General features: G+C 70.6%; 21 protein-coding genes. 7 read left to right on the forward strand and 14 right to left on the reverse strand.

All coding sequences use genetic code 11. From position 1 onward, the window contains the following. The first annotated feature begins 29 nt into the window (after positions 1-29). A complete protein-coding gene (locus LQ757_RS11885) occupies positions 30-470 on the forward strand; it encodes a helix-turn-helix transcriptional regulator (protein ID WP_231047459.1) in 441 nt (146 codons plus the stop codon). A gap of 10 nt (positions 471-480) precedes the next feature. Next, positions 481-891: a VOC family protein gene (locus tag LQ757_RS11890; protein ID WP_231047460.1), complete on the forward strand. Its 411-nt coding sequence runs from the start codon at positions 481-483 to the stop codon at positions 889-891. A gap of 55 nt (positions 892-946) precedes the next feature. On the opposite strand, the gene LQ757_RS11895 is transcribed toward LQ757_RS11890, so the two are convergent. From LQ757_RS11895 to LQ757_RS19405, 6 genes are all read right to left on the reverse strand, one after another. Continuing rightward, positions 947-1387, reverse strand: coding sequence for a helix-turn-helix domain-containing protein (locus LQ757_RS11895; RefSeq protein WP_231047461.1), 441 nt, complete (start codon positions 1385-1387; stop codon positions 947-949). A 69-nt stretch (positions 1388-1456) separates the two neighbouring features. Next, the gene (locus LQ757_RS11900) at positions 1457-1942 is read right to left on the reverse strand and encodes a MarR family winged helix-turn-helix transcriptional regulator (RefSeq protein ID WP_231047462.1); all 486 of its coding nucleotides are present in this window, start codon (positions 1940-1942) and stop codon (positions 1457-1459) included. Between the two features lie 117 nt (positions 1943-2059). After that, positions 2060-3244, reverse strand: coding sequence for an endonuclease/exonuclease/phosphatase family protein (locus tag LQ757_RS11905; protein ID WP_231047463.1), 1185 nt, complete (start codon positions 3242-3244; stop codon positions 2060-2062). Between the two features lie 84 nt (positions 3245-3328). Then, positions 3329-3985, reverse strand: a complete 657-nt coding sequence (locus LQ757_RS11910) for a hypothetical protein (protein WP_231047464.1) — start codon at positions 3983-3985, stop codon at positions 3329-3331. 489 nt (positions 3986-4474) lie between these two features. Continuing rightward, positions 4475-4780, reverse strand: a complete 306-nt coding sequence (locus LQ757_RS11915; protein WP_231047465.1) for a hypothetical protein — start codon at positions 4778-4780, stop codon at positions 4475-4477. Positions 4781-4810: 30 nt separating this feature from the next. Then, a complete protein-coding gene (locus tag LQ757_RS19405; RefSeq protein ID WP_231047466.1) occupies positions 4811-5410 on the reverse strand; it encodes a hypothetical protein in 600 nt (199 codons plus the stop codon). Between LQ757_RS19405 and LQ757_RS11925 the strand changes: the two genes are divergently transcribed. Then, positions 5382-6041, forward strand: a complete 660-nt coding sequence (locus LQ757_RS11925; protein WP_231047467.1) for an Ig domain-containing protein — start codon at positions 5382-5384, stop codon at positions 6039-6041. The two genes, LQ757_RS19405 and LQ757_RS11925, sit on opposite strands and share 29 nt — an antisense overlap. 84 nt (positions 6042-6125) lie before the next feature. On the opposite strand, the gene LQ757_RS11930 is transcribed toward LQ757_RS11925, so the two are convergent. The 5 genes from LQ757_RS11930 to LQ757_RS11950 form a co-directional block, all read right to left on the reverse strand. Then, positions 6126-7373 carry a M23 family metallopeptidase gene (locus LQ757_RS11930; RefSeq protein ID WP_231047468.1) on the reverse strand — a complete coding sequence of 416 codons (1248 nt, stop codon included), beginning with the start codon at positions 7371-7373 and terminating at the stop codon, positions 6126-6128. 201 nt (positions 7374-7574) lie between these two features. Then, positions 7575-7877, reverse strand: a complete 303-nt coding sequence (locus LQ757_RS11935; RefSeq protein ID WP_231047469.1) for a DUF1540 domain-containing protein — start codon at positions 7875-7877, stop codon at positions 7575-7577. A gap of 160 nt (positions 7878-8037) precedes the next feature. Then, positions 8038-8241, reverse strand: a complete 204-nt coding sequence (locus tag LQ757_RS11940; protein ID WP_231047470.1) for a hypothetical protein — start codon at positions 8239-8241, stop codon at positions 8038-8040. A gap of 61 nt (positions 8242-8302) precedes the next feature. Beyond that, positions 8303-9361 (reverse strand): GNAT family N-acetyltransferase, encoded by a 1059-nt coding sequence (locus LQ757_RS11945; protein ID WP_231047471.1) that lies wholly within the window; start codon positions 9359-9361, stop codon positions 8303-8305. A gap of 254 nt (positions 9362-9615) precedes the next feature. Then, complete coding sequence (locus tag LQ757_RS11950; protein ID WP_231047472.1) at positions 9616-10254, reverse strand: NAD(P)H-binding protein; 639 nt, start codon at positions 10252-10254, stop codon at positions 9616-9618. Positions 10255-10332: 78 nt separating this feature from the next. Here LQ757_RS11950 and LQ757_RS11955 point away from each other — a divergent pair, with 78 nt between their 5' ends. Continuing rightward, the gene (locus LQ757_RS11955) at positions 10333-10800 is read left to right on the forward strand and encodes an NUDIX hydrolase (RefSeq protein ID WP_231047473.1); all 468 of its coding nucleotides are present in this window, start codon (positions 10333-10335) and stop codon (positions 10798-10800) included. 14 nt (positions 10801-10814) lie between these two features. On the opposite strand, the gene LQ757_RS11960 is transcribed toward LQ757_RS11955, so the two are convergent. Then, positions 10815-11507, reverse strand: a complete 693-nt coding sequence (locus tag LQ757_RS11960; protein WP_231047474.1) for an NAD-dependent deacylase — start codon at positions 11505-11507, stop codon at positions 10815-10817. Between the two features lie 75 nt (positions 11508-11582). On the opposite strand from LQ757_RS11960, the gene LQ757_RS11965 reads away from it, so the two are divergent. Further along, positions 11583-12530, forward strand: a complete 948-nt coding sequence (locus tag LQ757_RS11965) for a transposase (protein WP_231047475.1) — start codon at positions 11583-11585, stop codon at positions 12528-12530. Positions 12531-12533: 3 nt separating this feature from the next. Here LQ757_RS11965 and LQ757_RS11970 read toward each other — a convergent pair whose 3' ends face one another. Both LQ757_RS11970 and LQ757_RS11975 read right to left on the reverse strand, forming a co-directional pair. After that, the gene (locus tag LQ757_RS11970; RefSeq protein ID WP_231047476.1) at positions 12534-13145 is read right to left on the reverse strand and encodes a class I SAM-dependent methyltransferase; all 612 of its coding nucleotides are present in this window, start codon (positions 13143-13145) and stop codon (positions 12534-12536) included. Between the two features lie 94 nt (positions 13146-13239). Then, positions 13240-13434, reverse strand: coding sequence for a hypothetical protein (locus LQ757_RS11975; RefSeq protein ID WP_231047477.1), 195 nt, complete (start codon positions 13432-13434; stop codon positions 13240-13242). Between the two features lie 340 nt (positions 13435-13774). Between LQ757_RS11975 and LQ757_RS11980 the strand changes: the two genes are divergently transcribed. Together LQ757_RS11980 and LQ757_RS11985 are read left to right on the forward strand one after the other, a co-directional pair. Beyond that, a complete protein-coding gene (locus LQ757_RS11980; RefSeq protein WP_231047478.1) occupies positions 13775-14884 on the forward strand; it encodes a trans-sulfuration enzyme family protein in 1110 nt (369 codons plus the stop codon). Positions 14885-14953: 69 nt separating this feature from the next. Then, a complete protein-coding gene (locus LQ757_RS11985) occupies positions 14954-16222 on the forward strand; it encodes an endonuclease/exonuclease/phosphatase family protein (protein WP_231047479.1) in 1269 nt (422 codons plus the stop codon). Positions 16223-16250: the final 28 nt, after the last annotated feature.

Raw genomic sequence — 16250 nt, forward strand, 5'->3', positions numbered from 1 at the left:
AGATCGGCGGCCGGTGCTACCGTCGAAGCATGACCCCGCAGGAGCTCGAGACCCTCGCGCACCTGCGCCGCGCCAAGGACCTGATCGACCGCGACTACGCGAAGCCGCTCGACGTGCCGACCATGGCCGACAAGGCGCTCATGTCACCCGCGCACTTCTCACGCCAATTCCGTGCGGCCTACGGCGAAACACCGTACAGCTACCTCATGACGCGACGCATCGAACGGGCGATGGCGTTGCTGCGGGTCGGCATGAGCGTCACCGACGCGTGCATGGCGGTCGGCTGTACGTCGCTCGGCTCCTTCAGCTCGCGGTTCACCGAGATCGTCGGAATGACCCCGTCGGAGTACGGGCGCCACGAGCACGAAGCGATCAGGGCCATGCCCCCGTTCGTCGCGAAGACGCTCACACGCCCGGCCCGGAAGGCATCGAGCAGGATCGGAGAAGCGACCGGTCGAGCCGGCGCGTAGCGTCGCTGACATGACCATCGCACTCCAATTCCTCAACATCACCGTCAACGACGTCGACGAGTCGCTTCCCTTCTACCGCGACGCACTCGGCCTCGACGTGCAGAACGACGTGTCCTCCGGCGACTACCGCTGGGTCACCCTCGGCAGCGACGCCCAGCCGGGCCTCGGCATCGTGCTCTCGGTGCCTCACGCAGGCCGCTCGCAGGCCGACGGCGACGCACTTCAGGAGCTGCTGACCAAGGGCTCCCTGCCGCTGCTCGTGTTCCGCTCCGACGACCTCGACACCACGTTCGAGACCCTGCGCGCATCGGGCGCCGAAGTGCTGCAGGAGCCCATGGACCAGGGCTGGGGCCCGCGCGACTGCGCGTTCCGCGACCCGTCGGGCAACACCGTCCGCATCGCGCAGGCACCTGCCGCCTGACCGCGCGACTCGCAGCCCGGGCGCTCCACGCGAGCGCTCGGGCCGCGAACAGGACTCAGGCTGCCAGCAGGAACGTGTCCGCCGAGCGGCTCGCGGCTGCGACATCCGATTCGAATGCAGCGAGCGGATGCCGCGACGCGGCGTCGAGCCGGAACGCGAGCGACGCCTCGACGGCGAGCCGCTCGCGACGCTCGGCCTCGCGACGCTCGTCGTCGAGCCGGCTGGCGAGCCGCTCGCCGACGCGCCGCACGACGTCGAACAGGTCGAGGCCGAGGGCGTCGGCCACCGAGCCGAGGATCTCGCTCGACGGCTCCTTGCGACCGCGCTCGATCTCGGAGAGGTACTGCGGCGAGACGCCCGCCGTGGCGGCGACCTCGGTGAGGATGCGCTCCTGATCGAGGCGCTCTGCGCGCAGCACCTCGCCCAGCACATCGCGCCACAGTGGTTTCGAGATGCGCGGGCGAGTCTCCCGCGCGAACTCCACGACGTCACCCATGTCGAGAGGCTAACCGCCGGGCGGGTGGCCCGGAAGGTCGATCCGCTCAGAGCAGAATGATCGGGCGGTTCAACCTGCGGACATGTGTTCGACGTCGCGCTGATCGCGCAGCCGATCGAGCAGGCGCGCCGAACCGCTCGCGATGGCCGCCTTCTCGTCGGCGGTGAGCACGTCGAGGAAGTGGGTGCGGATCGCGGACGCGTGGTCGCGCATGGCACCGAGGAGGGCGCGCCGACCGTCATTGGTGAGCACGACGAGCGAGCCTCGGGCATCGGTGTCGCAGTCGACGCGCTCGACGAGCCCCCGCGCGGCCATGCGCGTGAGCTGGTGCGAGAGGCGGCTCTTCTCCCACCCGATCGCGTCGGCCAGCACGCCCGGGCGCAGCCGTCGGTCTTCGGCCTTGAAGAGCGTGAGCATGACGGTGTAGTCGCCCTGCGAGAGGCCGGCGTCGCTCATGAGCCGACGATCGAGCTCGCGGGCGAGTTCGCGGTGCACGAGCACGAAATCGGCCCACATCGCCCACTCGGATTCGTCGATCGCGGACACCTCGGACATGGTTCGACTCTACCGACGCGTGCGTCGGCAGCGTCGGGAGAGCTGGCAGCGTCCGCAACGTCGAACCCCGGACGGCGTCATCGGTCCTGATCACGGGCGCGCCGCCACCGCCGAGGCCTAATCGAGGTCGATGTCGACGTAGATCGCGGCGTGATCGGACGCGGCCTCGTGTTCGGCCTCGATGGTGTCGAAGTGAGGGAACAGGGTTCCGTTGATGCCGCCCCACACGCCCATGCGGAAGATTCCCGCGCTCGTGGCGCGGGCGAACAGGCCGGGTGACAGCAGCAGGTAGTCGATCTTGTTCGACTTCGTGCCGTTGCCGAACGTGCCGGGCCGATCCTCGTCGGGGTCGCCGTCGTCGAACGGCTGCACGGCCGCGATGTCCTTCAGGTCGGTCTCCGCGAGCAACGGCTGCAGCGCTTCGCTCTCGGGCGTGTCGTTGAGATCGCCGAGGACCACGACATGGTCGACGCCCGCGGCGCGGAGCTCGTCGTAGATGTCCGCGACCCGTTCGGCCTGGCGTTTGCGCCTGGCGATGCTCGCGGGGTTGTTGCCGCCGAACTTGCTCTTGAAGTGATTGACGAGCACGACCAGCTGCTGCCCGGCCAGCGCGGATCCCGCCGGGAAGGTGAACCAGTACTCGGGGCAGTCGCGACTGAACACCCGGTCGCCGAACGGACCGTCGTCGATGTGAGAACGCATCATGCCCAGCGGGAACTCCTTCGTCGCGAGGACGCCGACGTCGATGCCACGGGGATCGTTCCCGTCGATCACCATGACATGCGGGTACCGCGGCTCCGCGTCGACCGGGTCCAGAAGCAGGGAATCGGCGAACCGCGCGAGGGTCAAGCGGTCCTCGGCCTCGACGACGCCGACGATGTCCGCCTCGACTTCACGGATCACGCGGGCGGTGTTGGTGATCGCCTTCTCTTCGATGCGGTCCTTGATCAGCTCGACCCATCCCGTCCAGTCGCCTCGCCCGTTCGCGATCACGGTCACCTGCGACCCGTCGGGGTCGTTCCGAGGTCGCCGCAGCAGCCGCCCGCGGATGCGCCGCAGGATGGCGAACGTCGACGTGCGGGTCGCATCGCCGTCGTCGCGCAGCAGCCTGAGCTCGTCGAGCAGCAGAAGGATCTCAGCCTTCACCGCAGGCGTGTACACCTCCTGTTCGAACAGCTCATTCACTCGCGCATGCGCTCGCAGCACCGCTGCCGCGACCGCTACCGGCTGATTCATCGCGCGTGGACGCGAGAACAGGTTCTCCACGTTGTACGCCGCGATCCTGATCGAGTGCTGCACCATGGCTTCCCCCTCGGCCTGTACACCACCAGTGTGACAACTGCGCCGGTCACACGCCACGCGGCGCGGTCCCGGCGGACGCTCGTCTCAAGCGCCGGTCGGTCTCGGACGTCCGCGGAACGGCACCGATGCTGCGAGCGCGAGCGTGAGCACCGACCCTGCCCCGAGCACCGCCGTGAGTGCGCCACGCGGCTTGGACAGGGCGAGACGGGATCCGCCGATCGACGGCACGCTCGCGGCGGCACCGACTGCGATCGCCGCGGCGATCGCTCCCGTCGCCACCCGTGACCACTTCGGTCCCCGGCCGGCGACGGCATAGCCGCCGCCGATCGCCGCGAGGGCCACGCCGCTCGCAGCGCTGCCCTCGCCGGTCTGGCGCAGGGTCGCCACGGCTCCGGGCCGGGTGAGCGGGAGCAAACCGATCGCGATCGGGGCCGCGGCGATCGTGCGGCGGAGTGGGAGGTCCTCGCCGTTCGCTCGGCGCTGCTCGGCCCAGCCGAAGAGCGCCCCGACGGCTGCCGCGGGGAGGAGGATCGTGCCGAACGTGCCGTACCAGGTGACCTTCGACTCCGTGCCGACGAGCGACGCCATGTATTCGCGGAATCCGGCGGCCCACGTCAGGCCGGCGACGGCGCCGACGGCGACACCAGCGCCTGCGGGCATCATCGTGCCGCTCCGTTCAGGAGCGCCCCGCGCGGCGCGGCCCGACACGGTGTTCGTGGATTCGACCTGCGTGACAGCCATGTCGACGCACCCCCGATCTCGAGGCCGTTCACCGGGATGACCGGTGGTGCGGCCAGTCTATGACGGGGGCGTCGGACGCCATCGGGGCCAGCGGTTCCCCTGCGGACCGCCAAGGATGGCGGTACCATGAGTTCGACCTATGTCGCCGGGCTGACCGTTGGGGATGATCAGCGGCGGGCGTGGCTCGGCCGGTCCGTGATGCGGGGTGTTGCGCGACTGATTCACATGGGTGACGGTGTGCGAGGGGGCAGACATGATCCGTCGTCGGAGTCGGCTGGGGTTGGCGTTGGCAGCTGTGTCGCTCGCGGCGGTGATGTCGGTCGGCCTGGCCGGGCCGGCCCACGCGGCCGTCAGCGTCGAACGGGCTGAGGTGAGTGGCGACCGGCTGAGGATCGAGGGGTCGGCGATCGCCAACCGTGCGATCACCGTCGACGGTGTGCAGATGGCCACGAGCGACGGATCCGGAGAGTTCAAGATCGACCGGTCGGGTTACACGCGGCCCGCGGACTGCACGGTGGACGTGAACGACGGCTCGGCGACGGCCACCACCGTCGGGCTCTCGGGATGCACGGTGACCGCGGCCGCCCTCAGCTCGGTCACGCTGAGCCCGTCGACCGTGCAGGGAGGGGCCTCGGGCTCGGCAACGGTGACGCTCACGGCCGCCGCCCCATCCGGGGGCGCCGTCGTGTCGCTGACCAGCAGCAACACCGCCGCGGCCACCGTCCCCTCCAGCCTGACCGTCCCCGCGGGGGCCACGTCGGCCACGACGGCCTCCGTCGCGACAAGTTCCGTCACCTCCACCACCACGGCGGTGATCTCCGCGACCTACAACGGCATCACCCGAACGGCCACACTGACCGTCACCGCGCCGGCTCCGCCGCCGACGACGGCCGCACTCGACACGGTCAGCCTCAGTCCGGCGAGCGTGCAGGGAGGATCCGCGTCGTCGACGACCGTGACGCTCACCGCGCCCGCCCCTGCAGGCGGGGCCGTCGTCTCGTTCTCGAGCAGCAACACGGCCGTTGCGACGGTGCCGGCCACGATGACGGTGCCTGAGGGGGTCAACAGCAGGGTGGTGGTGAACTTCGTGTCCACCAGCCCGGTCTCGGCCACCACCACGTCGGTGATCTCCGCGACGTACAACGGGGTCACTCGGACGGCCACCCTGACCGTCACTCCGCCTCCACCACCGCAGCCGGGCGGCGCGCTCGCGTCGATCACGTTGAGTCCCTCGACCGTGCAGACGGGCACCACGAGCACCTCCGCCACGTTGACGTTCACCGCCCAGACGCCGACCGGCGGGGCGACCGTCTCGCTGGCGAGCAGCAATACGGCGATCGCCACGGTTCCCGCCACGGTGACGGTTCCGGCCTTCAGTTCGACCGGCGCGTTCCCGGTGACGATCAGCCCGTCGGCCGTCGGCACGGCCACCATCTCCGCGACCTACAACGGGGTCACCCGTTCGGCCGTGCTCACCGTCACCTCGCAGTCGTTGTTGCGGATCACGACGAACTCTCCACTCCCGAACGCACGGGTCGGGGCCAACTACGCCGGGTTCATCGAGGCGTGCTGCGGTCAGGGCAGCGGCCCGATCCGGTGGTCGCTCGTGAACGGCACCGTGCCCGACGGGCTCCGGTTCGCCGGCAACGACCTGAAGCTGTCCCAGACCACGGCCGTCACCGGTGTCGCGACGCGGGTCCAGACGACGACGTTCACCGTGCGGGCGCGTGACGGAGCGGGCAACACCGCCACCAAGACCTTCACGCTGACGGTGGATCCGGCGAGTCCACTGGTCATCACGAATGGCACCGACCAGCTCAGGGACGGCAACGTGGGCGTCGCCTACCAGGCCAGCCTCTTCCCGGGTGGCGGCACGCCGCCGTACTCGTGGTCGCGCATCGCGGGCACCCTCCCGCCGGGCCTGAGTGTGCAGGCATCCCCCGGCAGGGTCCTCGGCACACCCACGACTGCCGGTACCTACACCTTCACCGTTCGTGTCAATGACAGCGGCGGACAGACCGCGTCGCAGCAGTTCACCATCCGAATCCTTCCCTGAGTCCAGGTCGGGGTGACCGCTTGGAGGCAGCGTCGACGGTCGCTCCGACGAGCGCCTCCGGCACCGTCGTCGCACGGGGATCCGTCAGCGCGACCCTTCGTCGCGGCCGACTCGGATCACTGAGCGATCCAGCGGCAGTTCATCGTGGCGGATCCCGGCATCGACGCCTTCGAACGGCAGCTCTCCGGTGGGTTCGAGACCGAGGTTGTCGTCCCAGAGGCGTTCGGTGATGTGCCCGAGCAGTTCGAACTCATCGAAGACGTAGGGCACGCCGTCGGATGGGAAGAAGGTGGGCTCTGTCTGCAGATGGAAATGCAGGTGCGGGGTGGTGGAGTTTCCGCTGCTGCCGATGAGTCCGAGCTCCTGACCCGGCTCCACGCGGTCGCCGACTCGTACCCGCACCGATCCGGGATCCATGTGACCGTAGAGCGCGAAGATCCCCGGTTCGATCTCGACGACGACGTGGTTGCCGACCGTGTGCTCGATCGGCGGTATCGGCGGTGGTCCCGGCAGCGACGTGGTGTTCGGGATCCCGTCGATCGCCGCCACGACAGTGCCAGCGGCGGCCGCCACGATGGGCTGCTGGTAGGTGAAGTAGCTCGAGAGCTGACTGGGATCCCCCTCCCACGTGCGGTGCTCCTCGTCGAGCAGGTAGAAGTCGATCGCATAGCGCTGGGGAACGAGTGCCTCGCCGTTGATGGGCGCAAGACCCCGGCGGTGGTGAGTGCTCTCGGCGCAGCATCCTTCGCTCATGTACCAGATGCCGTCTTGCACGGGTACGCCGACAACGGTCGCGGACCGGTCATCCACCGCCGTCGTGCCGACGGTGGATGAGAACTCCGCGGGTTCGCCTTCCGGACGGATGATGGCCCCGGATGCCGCGAGCTCAAGTGCTTTCGGAACGTCGGCGTCGGTCGCGATCGGAACATCGACCCACGCGACCCAGGTTTCTGCCGGACCGAGGAGCAGTGGGTCGGTGCTGTCGACGCCATCGGCTGATTCGCCGAGACGCGTGACCGACAGGTTCAGTTGCGCGCCTTCCTCGGTCAACAGTGCATCGCCGGAATCCGCGTCACGCACCTCGAGACGATCGAGTTGCACCGGCAGGGAGGTGGCGTTGGTGATGAGGATGTCGTAGGTCAGATGAACCATCTCATCCGTGCCCTTCACCGGCATCGGCGGTGTGAGCACCGAGGTGGCGAGCGGGGTGAATCTCGTGTCCGGGTCGAGGTCACCGCCCTCGGCCGGCAGTGCAGTGCTCGCCGGCGGTGTGCTGCCCGCCGTGTCGGAGGGCCCGGCCGTGCACGCGGCGAGGACGCCGAGGACAGCCAACCCGACGCACAGTCGAGCGATGGTTCGCGATGGTGACGAATGGGAACGAAGCACCTCTACCCCCCGGTGAGATCCGCCCGCAGACTGTGTCCGATCACGCAAAAGACTTCGCCCCAGGACCTGAGGCGCAGATTATCACCACCCCGCCGCAGCGCCCACGGCACTCGGTGCCGACCGGCCGCGTTCGATTCCGCTGGAGTGTCAGCGAACCTCGTAGGTGAGGCAGTCGGCGCTGTCGGCGCCCGGGCCGATGCGCACCGAGGCCGCCGTGCACTCGAGGTTCGAGTTGTGGATGCATTCGCCGCGCTGGCACGCGCCCACGTGCGTCAGCACCTTGTCGAGCCCGCCCTTGCTGCTGAGCGGAATGAAGGTCGCGCATTCGGCGTGGTCGGCCGTGCCGGCGATCGTGACGGCTGCCGCGTGGCAGTGGGAATGGTCGTTGTAGGAGCATCCGGCCACCGAACACTCGGCGACAGCGGGCAGATCGTCGAGCGTCATGCTCATGGTGACCTCCAGAGGCGGTTTCGACCGTTCGCGTATCTGGATGGTAGCCCTGTGCACCTCGATCGCGCAGTACCCCGCTGGACGGTTTGCGCAGATCACGGCAACTTTTTACTTAGGTGAGGCTCACCTTTCGACGCCGGATCCCCGCGTCATGAGGTCGCTACGCCGGCGCGTTGTCGGGGTCGACCGACTCGATCGTGTCCTCTTCGACCGCGTTGTCGGCGTCGAGGTCGTTGGGGTCGTCGCCGCGCTGGAGCTCGCCGTCGATCTCGTCGTCGCTCGCGGGCACCTGCCGCCCGTCGTCGCGCCCGCCCTCGCGAGGCTCCAGCGGACGACCCCGTCCGAGATCTTCGTTGTTCGTCATGCGTCCAGCGTGCGCGGCGACCACGAGGCCCGTCAACGCCTTGACACGCGCCGCTCGGCGCTCAGTACTCGCGCACGTAGCCCAAGTGGGTGTGCGCGACCTCGAATCCGTGCGCCGTGTAGAGGCCGAGCGCGCCCGTGGGGTTCTCGGCGTCGACGTCGAGGGTGGCCTTCTCGAGCCCGGCGCGCCGGCAGGCCTCGAGGTGCTCGGCGAGCAGCGCCTGCGCGATGCGCCGTCCACGCCACTCGCGCACGACACCCACGAGTTGAACATACGACGACGTGAACCCCTGCCCGGCCCAGTCCGACTCGTTGCGCAGCGCGAGCACGAACCCGACGACCTCGGCACCGGGTCCGGCACCGGGACCGGCGCCCGCATCCGCGATCGCGAGGAACGAGAGCTCCGGCGCGAACTGCTCGCCGTCGACGAACCTCGCCCAGGCCTCGACGCCCCTCGACTGGCTGCCCCAGTGATCGGCGAACGCGGCATTGCGCGCGCGCCTCGTCGATTCCGACCAAGCCGCCGCCCAGTGCACGAACTCGACGCCGGCAGGAACGGGTGCGTGGCCGACCGGTGCCTCGAGTTCGCGCTCGAGGGTGAAGAAGTGGCGCTGCAGGGACAGCCCGGCGCGCTCGAGCAACGCCTGCGCGTCGGGCGCCCGCTGCTCGGCGTAGGCCATGATCCAGCCCGGCAGGAGCTTCTCGCTTGCCGCGAGCTGTTGCCGAGCACGAGCAAGCTCCCAGTCGAGCAGCGCCCGCCCGATGCCGCGGCCGCGGACGTCGGGTCGCACGGCACCGAGCACGATCGATCGCACGAGCGTCTCCTGTCCGGGTGGGCAGACCACCGAACCGCTCGCGAGGATGCGCCCGTCGGCGCCGACGCCGACGAGGGTGTCGCGCTCGGGTTCGATGTACGAGAGCTCGAACACCTCGACCACGTCGTCGCGCGTCTCGACCCAGTTCGGATGATCAGCGCGAGCGACCGCGGCGGCGAAGGCGAGCAGTTCGTCGGTGTCGCCGATCACCGCGGGACGCCAGGTCACGACGTCGGGGTGCAGGGGCAAGGCGACGGGTGGCACGGTGCCGAGTCGGGCGGCGAGCGGAAGGGCCGGGGCGGACATGCGTCCGATCCTCGCAGGTGCCGGCAGGTGCGATCCAGCGGCGCGCTGGCCCGTCGCGCGCCGACCGGTGCAGAATGGGACCACTGACGTGGAGGTGTGCGGTGTCAACCGAATTCGTGCTGTGGTCGATCATCGGACTGATCGGGCTGGTAGGCGGCGTGCTGTTCCTCGCCGCGGGCTGGGCGCTCGTGCGGCGACCCCCCGAGCGCTGACCTGCGGGCGCGCGGCCGCGGCGGGCGAAGCTGCGGCGCCCGTCAGCCGATCGCGTCGGCGATCGGCGTCTCGCCCGCGTTGAAGCGGATCGTGCGCCCGATCGTCGTGGGACGCTGCAGCACGGCCGCGGCGACGGCCGCCACGTCGGCACGGCTGACGCGATGACTTTCGGATGCCCCGGCGTCGATCAGTCCCGTCGCCTCGCCGTCGGTGAGCGTGCTCGGTCCGAGGATCGTCCAATCGAGGGCCGTCGTCGCGAGATGCTCGTCGGCGGCCGCCTTCGCCTCGGCATAGGCGTGGAACGAGTGCGACTCGGGCACGGAGTGGTCGGGCGAGCCGAAGTACGACACCATCACGTACCGGGAGGCGCCCGCCTGCTCGGCCGCCGACATGCTGCGGATCGCGGCGTCGCGGTCGACCGCGTAGGTGCGCGCGGGATCGCCGCCGCCGGCGCCCGCCGACCAGACGATCGCATCGCGCCCGCGGAACAGTTCGGCCAAGCCGTCGACGTCGAGCGTCTCGATGTCGGCAACCACGGGGGTCGCGCCGGTCGAGGCGACATCGAGCGCGTGATCGGGATTGCGGATGACTGCCTCGACCTCGTCGCCGTGGTCGGTCAGCAGACGTTCGAGCTGCAGCGCGACCTTTCCGTGACCCCCGATGAGTACGATGCGTGCCATGGGTGACTCCTTCGCGTGCGATGCGTGCGATACTCCACCACGTTATCGGGCACGCATGATGCGGCAAGGTGGCGTGCCGTGCCCGTGACGAGCGCGGGACTCCTGCTCTTCCGCGGCGCACCCGACCTCGAGGTGTTCATCGCACACATGGGCGGCCCCTTCTGGGCGGCGAAGCACGAGGGCGGTTGGACGATCCCGAAGGGCGAGTACTCCACCGACGAGGACCCGCTCGCGGCCGCGCGCCGCGAGTTCGCCGAGGAGATCGGAGTGCCCGCCCCCGACGCCGAATTGCTCGATCTCGGCGAGTTCCGGTACTCGAGCGGCAAGCTCGTGCACGTCTTCGCGGGCGCCGCGCCGACGTTCGAGATCGAGGCCGTGCAGAGCAACCTCTTCGAGCTCGAGTGGCCGCCGCGCTCGGGCCGCCGCGAGTCCTTCCCCGAAGTCGACGAGGCACGCTGGGTCGCGCTCGACGAGGCGCGCGTGCTGCTCACCAAGGGCCAGCGGCCGGTGCTCGACGCCCTCGTCGTCAGCCTTGGCCTCGTCTGAACGGCGACGCGCGATCAGCCGCCGTCGAGCACCTCGTCGACCCAGGCGGGCACGACCATGCTCGCCGGGCCGTGCCGCACCTCGTCGAACAGCGGGGTGATCTCGCTCGCGGCCAGGTTGAGCTCGATCGTGCGCGCGCCGCGCTCGGCCGCGACCATGACGAACCCGGCCGCGGGGTACACCGCGCCCGACGTGCCGATGGCCGCGAACTCATCGCACGCCAGCAGCGCCTCGTCGATGTGGTCGAGCTCATAGGGCACCTCGCCGAACCACACGACATCGGGGCGGAGCATCCGTTCGCCGCATTCAGGGCACGGGGGCCGCTCGACGAGGTCCGCGCGCACGGGCGATCGCGCACCGCACGCGGCGCACAGCGCCGACCCGAGCTCGCCGTGCATGTGCACCACCCGGTGCGACCCGGCCCGCTCGTGCAGGTCGTCGATGTTCTGCGTGACGATGAGCAGGTCGTCGACGAGCTCCGCCTCGAGCCGTGCGAGGGCCAGATGCGCGGGGTTCGGCTCCGTGAGCGCGACGGCGTGTCGACGCGCGTCGTAGAACCGCTGCACCGTGTCGGGGTCGCGATCGAACGCCTCGGGCGTGGCGACGTCTTCGACGCGATGGCCCTCCCACAGCCCGCCCGCGTCGCGGAATGTCGGCACGCCGCTCTCGGCCGAGATGCCGGCACCGGTGAGCACGACGAGTCGCATCCCCCCATTAGACCGTGTCGGCGCGACGTTCGACAGCCCTTCTGCCCTGGCCCCCGATCCGACAGGATGGTCTGCATGCCCGGCGACGCGCTCACCGAGATCGCGGCGGAGCTCTACGGCCTCCTCCCCGATGAGTTCACCGCGGCGCGCAACGAGCGCGGCCGAGCTGCGCGCGGCGACGATCGCGATCTCGCCGCGCGCATCCAAGACCTGAAGCGACCGTCGCCGGCGGCCTGGCTCGTCAACCAGCTCGTGCGCCATCGCTCCGCCGAGCTCGATACCGTGCTCGAGCTCGGCGCCGACCTGCGCGCGGCGCAGGACGACCTCGACGCGGCACAGCTCGCGCAGTTGACGAAGCAACGCCGGCAGCTCGTCGCGGCGATCGCGCGCGAGGCGGGCGCGCTCGCCGAGGAACTCGGCAATCCGGTGCGCGGCCCCGTGCTCGACCAGGTCGCGCAGACGCTGCAGGCCGCGATGTCGGATGTCGCCGCCACGGCCGCGGTGCGCACCGGCCGGCTCGTGCGCGGTCTCGAGGCCGTCGGCCTCGAGGTCGATCTCGACGGCGCGGTCGCCGGCGAGGTACCGGAGACCCCGGGGTCGGGTGGATTGAAAGACGACGAAGGAGCATCTCGAAACCTCGCTCGATCGCCCGGCGGGCGGGGGGCGGGCGCAGCCGGCGCGACTCGTGAGTCCCGCGAGGAGCGTGCCGCCCGAGAAGCGGCGGAAGCCCGCGAACGAGCGGCACGTGCAGCCGACGACGCGGAGCAGCTCGCCGACGAGGCATCCGATCAGCTCACCGAACTCGACGCTCGCGTGGCCGACCTGCAACGCGCGACCGAGGAGCGCACCGCGGCCCGCGATGAGCTCGAGGCGCAGCTTCGCCGGGCCGACGACGAGCTCGCCGAGACCGAACGGGAGTTGCGCGCGGTCACCCGCGATCGCGACCGCGCGGCGCGGGCCGCGACGGCAGCGCGGCGCTCGGCCGACGACGCGCGAGAGGCACTCGAAGCCCTCGAGGGCTAGCACTCACGCTCCGGGCGACCGCCCGTCGAACAGCAGCGTGGGCACGGGCCCGAACGGCAGCGATCGCACCCGCACTCGCCGCACGTCGGCTGGCTCGAACCCGGCGGCGGTGAGCGTGGCGAACGTGTCGCGGTCCCAATGGCAGCCGTGGCAGCAGCGCGAGGAGATCGGCGTGGCGACGCGTTGCACGGCGCGCTTCAGGGTTCGCGGCGGGGCGACGACGTGGTCGATGAACACGGCACGCCCGCCTGGCACGAGCACGCGACGCACCTCGGCGAGCGCGGCGGCGGGATCTGCGACCGAGCAGAGCACGTACGTGCCGACGACCGCGTCGACGGAGTGGTCGGGCAGCGGGATCGACTCGGCGACCGCGTCGAACGGCGTCGAGGTGTGGCCCCACTCGCGAGCTCGGGTCGCGAGCTCCTTGCGGCGCTCGCCGTCGGGCTCGAGTCCCATCCACAGCACGCCCGGATCGAACGCGCCGAAGTTCTCCCCCTCGCCTGCGCCGATCTCGAGCACTCGTCCGCGCACGCGCCCGACGAGCTCGCGCTCGAACTCCTCAAGCTGCTCGTCGTCGATCAGTGCGGGGGCTGCGCCGTTCGGGTACGTTCCCACCCCGCCATGCGAACACGTCGGTGCGCGCGAGTCAACCCCGCGCGTCAACCTGCGCGCCCGGTGTGGCACCCGTAACCCGACGGGTCGAGGCGCCTCAGCGTTCGATCGAATCCTGCGAGCGCGAGCGTCCGATCGCCGAGCGCAGGACGAAGAACACGATCACCGCGACGACGGCCACGATCGCGAGCTTGCCGATGAACCAGAGCAGGCTGAACAGCACGTCGACGAGGAACCACGCGATGATCACGGCGAGGATGACGCCGATGACGGTCCAGGCGGTGCGACTCATGCGTCAAGGCTAGCCGCTGCGCCTGACCGTGAGCCGGGCCGCTCCTCGCACCACGGTGGTGCACAGCTCAGGAGATGGGGCCCTATGGGCGCTGAGACGGGGGTATGGGTCCTCTTCTCCTCAGTTATCGTCGCCGCCACGCCGGGGGCATGTGACGGGCTCCGGGCGAGCCCGGCCGCGCGGGTCGCGGCGTCGATGAACGCGGGGCGCACGCGCGCTCCCAGCCGTCGAGGTAGCCCCCAAGGGCGCGGAGCTCACGCTCCGCGCCCTTCGCCGTGCCGCGTATCCTGACGAGGCGAACGGATGTCCCGTGCCGCGACACTCCCCGGAGGACCCCGCCATGACCGACCCCACGACTCCCCTGGCGCTACGACCCGAGACGGTCGCGGTCGTCGCCGGGCGACCCTCGCACACGGCGGACCAGCCGCTCAACGTGCCGGTGCACCTCGCATCGACGTACGTCGCGGGCGGCGAGCTCGAGTACGGGCGCTACGGCAACCCTTCGTGGACGGCGTTCGAAGACACCCTCGGCGCGCTCGAGGGCGGGCGCTGCGTCGCGTTCGCGTCGGGCATCGCGGCGGTCTCAGCCGTACTCGACCTGGTGCCGACGGGCGGTCGGGTGGTGGCTCCGCGGCACTCGTACACGGGGACTGTCATGCAACTCGACGATCGGGCCGCGGCCGGACGCATCACGGTGGAGTACGTCGACATCACCGACACCTCGGCGGTGACCGCCGCGTGCGAGGGCGCCGCGATGCTCTGGTTCGAGTCGCCCACCAACCCGGCGCTCGAGGTCGCCGACATCCCCGCGGTCACCGCCGCCGCGCACGCGCACGGTGCGCTCGTGGCGGTCGACAACACGTTTGCGACGCCCGTCCTGCAACGGCCGCTCGCCGACGGCGTCGACCTCGTCGTGCACTCGGCGACCAAGTACATCTCGGGTCACAGCGACGTCCTCATGGGCGCCGTGGTCGCCGCCGACCCGGCCCACGCCGATGCCCTCACGACCCGCCGGTCGCTCGGCGGCGCCATCCCGTCGGCGCTCGAGGCGTTCCTCGCCCTGCGCGGCCTGCGCACGCTGCCCGTGCGCCTGGAGCGCGCACAGGCCACCGCGACCGAACTCGTCGCGCGTCTCGCCGACCACCCGGCCCTCGACGAGGTGCGCTACCCCGGCTTCGGCGCGATCATCTCGATCGTGCTCCGCGGCGGCGCGGCCGCCGCCGACGCGCTCGTCGGCCGCACCCGGCTGTGGATCCACGCGACGAGCCTCGGCGGCGTCGAGTCGACCTTCGAACGCCGGCGCCGGTGGGCGGCCGAGGCACCGACCATCCCCGAGGGGCTCGTGCGCCTGTCGGTCGGGCTCGAGCACGTCGACGACCTGCACGCCGACCTCGTGGCCGCGCTCGACGGGGTCGCGGGCGACGCCGAGTCGCGGCATCCGCTCACCTGAGGTTCTTCCGCTCGTCACCGTGGAGGCCTACCGTGTCAGGTGAATCGGCCGTGTCACGAAGGAGAGCGCATGTCCACGAAACACCGCATCACCACCGCACTGACCGCCACCGCGGTCGGCGTGCTCGCCGCCGCGACCGTCGGCGCGGGCGCCGCGGTCGCAGCCCCGCCGGCGGGCGCCGGCACCACCGACCTGCGGGTGGCCACCTACAACCTGTCGCTCAACCGCAACGTCGCGGGCCAGCTCGTCACCGACCTCAGAACCACGACGAACGCCCAGGCGAAGACCGTCGCCGAGATCATCCAGCGGGTGAATCCCGACGTCGTGCTGCTCAACGAGTTCGACTTCGTCGAGGGCGGTCTCGCGGCCGACCTGTTCCGCGAGAACTACCTCGAACTGTCGCAGGGCGGCGCCGACCCGGTCGTGTACCCCTACGCCTTCGTCGCACCGTCGAACACCGGTATCGCGAGCGGCTTCGACCTCAACAACAACGGCGCGACGGTCACCACCCCGGGTGCACCGGGTTACGGCGACGACGCCTTCGGATTCGGCGCGTTCCCGGGCCAGTTCGGCATGGCCGTGCTTTCGAAGCACCCGATCGACACCGACGCCGTGCGCACGTTCCAGAACTTCCTGTGGAAGGACATGCCGAGTGCGCTGCTGCCCGACGACCCGAGCACGGCGGCCCCGGCCGACTGGTACTCGGCCGAAGAGCTCGACGTGTTCCGCCTCTCGAGCAAGTCTCACTGGGACGTGCCGATCGACGTGAACGGGCGTACCGTGCACGCGCTCGTGTCGCACCCGACACCGCCCACGTTCGACGGCGCCGAAGACCGCAACGGCAAGCGCAACCACGACGAGATCCGGTTCTGGGCCGACTACGTCACGCCCGGCACGACCTCGCGCTACATCTCCGACGACGAAGGCGCGACGGGCGGTCTCAAGCCCGGCGAGTCGTTCGTGATCCTCGGCGACCAGAACGCCGACCCGCTCGACGGCGACTCGGTCGACCAGGCCATCGACCAGTTGCTCGACCACCCGCGCATCACCGACCCGCAGCCGGCCTCCGCGGGTGCGGCTGAGGCGTCGGTGCTGCAGGGCGGCGCCAACCTGGCGCACGAGGGCGACCCGGCGCTCGACACCGCCGACTTCAACGACAACCCTGCGCCGGGCAACCTGCGCGCCGACTACGTGCTGCCGTCGAAGGACCTGCGCGTGCGCGACGCCGGGGTGTTCTGGCCGGTGCAGGCCGACCCGCTGTCGGCGCTCACGGGCGTGTTCCCGTTCCCGTCGAGCGACCACCGGCTCGTGTGGGTCGACGTGAAGGTGCGCGGCTGACGCCGCGCTCGGTGAGCGACGCATGACG

The sequence above is a fragment of the Agromyces cavernae genome (genome assembly GCF_021044935.1).
In the GTDB taxonomy this organism is placed as follows: Bacteria; Actinomycetota; Actinomycetes; order Actinomycetales; family Microbacteriaceae; genus Agromyces; species Agromyces cavernae.

What these genes read in the sequence shown, in the direction of transcription:
- LQ757_RS11885 (WP_231047459.1), top strand. Translation starts at nt 30, where the DNA reads ATGACCCCGCAGGAGCTCGAGACCCTCGCGCACCTGCGCCGCGCCAAG.
- LQ757_RS11890 (WP_231047460.1), top strand. Translation starts at nt 481, where the DNA reads ATGACCATCGCACTCCAATTCCTCAACATCACCGTCAACGACGTCGAC.
- LQ757_RS11895 (WP_231047461.1), bottom strand. Translation starts at nt 1,387, where the DNA reads ATGGGTGACGTCGTGGAGTTCGCGCGGGAGACTCGCCCGCGCATCTCG.
- LQ757_RS11900 (WP_231047462.1), bottom strand. Translation starts at nt 1,942, where the DNA reads ATGTCCGAGGTGTCCGCGATCGACGAATCCGAGTGGGCGATGTGGGCC.
- LQ757_RS11905 (WP_231047463.1), bottom strand. Translation starts at nt 3,244, where the DNA reads ATGGTGCAGCACTCGATCAGGATCGCGGCGTACAACGTGGAGAACCTG.
- LQ757_RS11910 (WP_231047464.1), bottom strand. Translation starts at nt 3,985, where the DNA reads ATGGCTGTCACGCAGGTCGAATCCACGAACACCGTGTCGGGCCGCGCC.
- LQ757_RS11935 (WP_231047469.1), bottom strand. Translation starts at nt 7,877, where the DNA reads ATGAGCATGACGCTCGACGATCTGCCCGCTGTCGCCGAGTGTTCGGTG.
- LQ757_RS11940 (WP_231047470.1), bottom strand. Translation starts at nt 8,241, where the DNA reads ATGACGAACAACGAAGATCTCGGACGGGGTCGTCCGCTGGAGCCTCGC.
- LQ757_RS11945 (WP_231047471.1), bottom strand. Translation starts at nt 9,361, where the DNA reads ATGTCCGCCCCGGCCCTTCCGCTCGCCGCCCGACTCGGCACCGTGCCA.
- LQ757_RS11950 (WP_231047472.1), bottom strand. Translation starts at nt 10,254, where the DNA reads ATGGCACGCATCGTACTCATCGGGGGTCACGGAAAGGTCGCGCTGCAG.
- LQ757_RS11960 (WP_231047474.1), bottom strand. Translation starts at nt 11,507, where the DNA reads ATGCGACTCGTCGTGCTCACCGGTGCCGGCATCTCGGCCGAGAGCGGC.
- LQ757_RS11965 (WP_231047475.1), top strand. Translation starts at nt 11,583, where the DNA reads ATGCCCGGCGACGCGCTCACCGAGATCGCGGCGGAGCTCTACGGCCTC.
- LQ757_RS11975 (WP_231047477.1), bottom strand. Translation starts at nt 13,434, where the DNA reads ATGAGTCGCACCGCCTGGACCGTCATCGGCGTCATCCTCGCCGTGATC.
- LQ757_RS11980 (WP_231047478.1), top strand. Translation starts at nt 13,775, where the DNA reads ATGACCGACCCCACGACTCCCCTGGCGCTACGACCCGAGACGGTCGCG.
- LQ757_RS11985 (WP_231047479.1), top strand. Translation starts at nt 14,954, where the DNA reads ATGTCCACGAAACACCGCATCACCACCGCACTGACCGCCACCGCGGTC.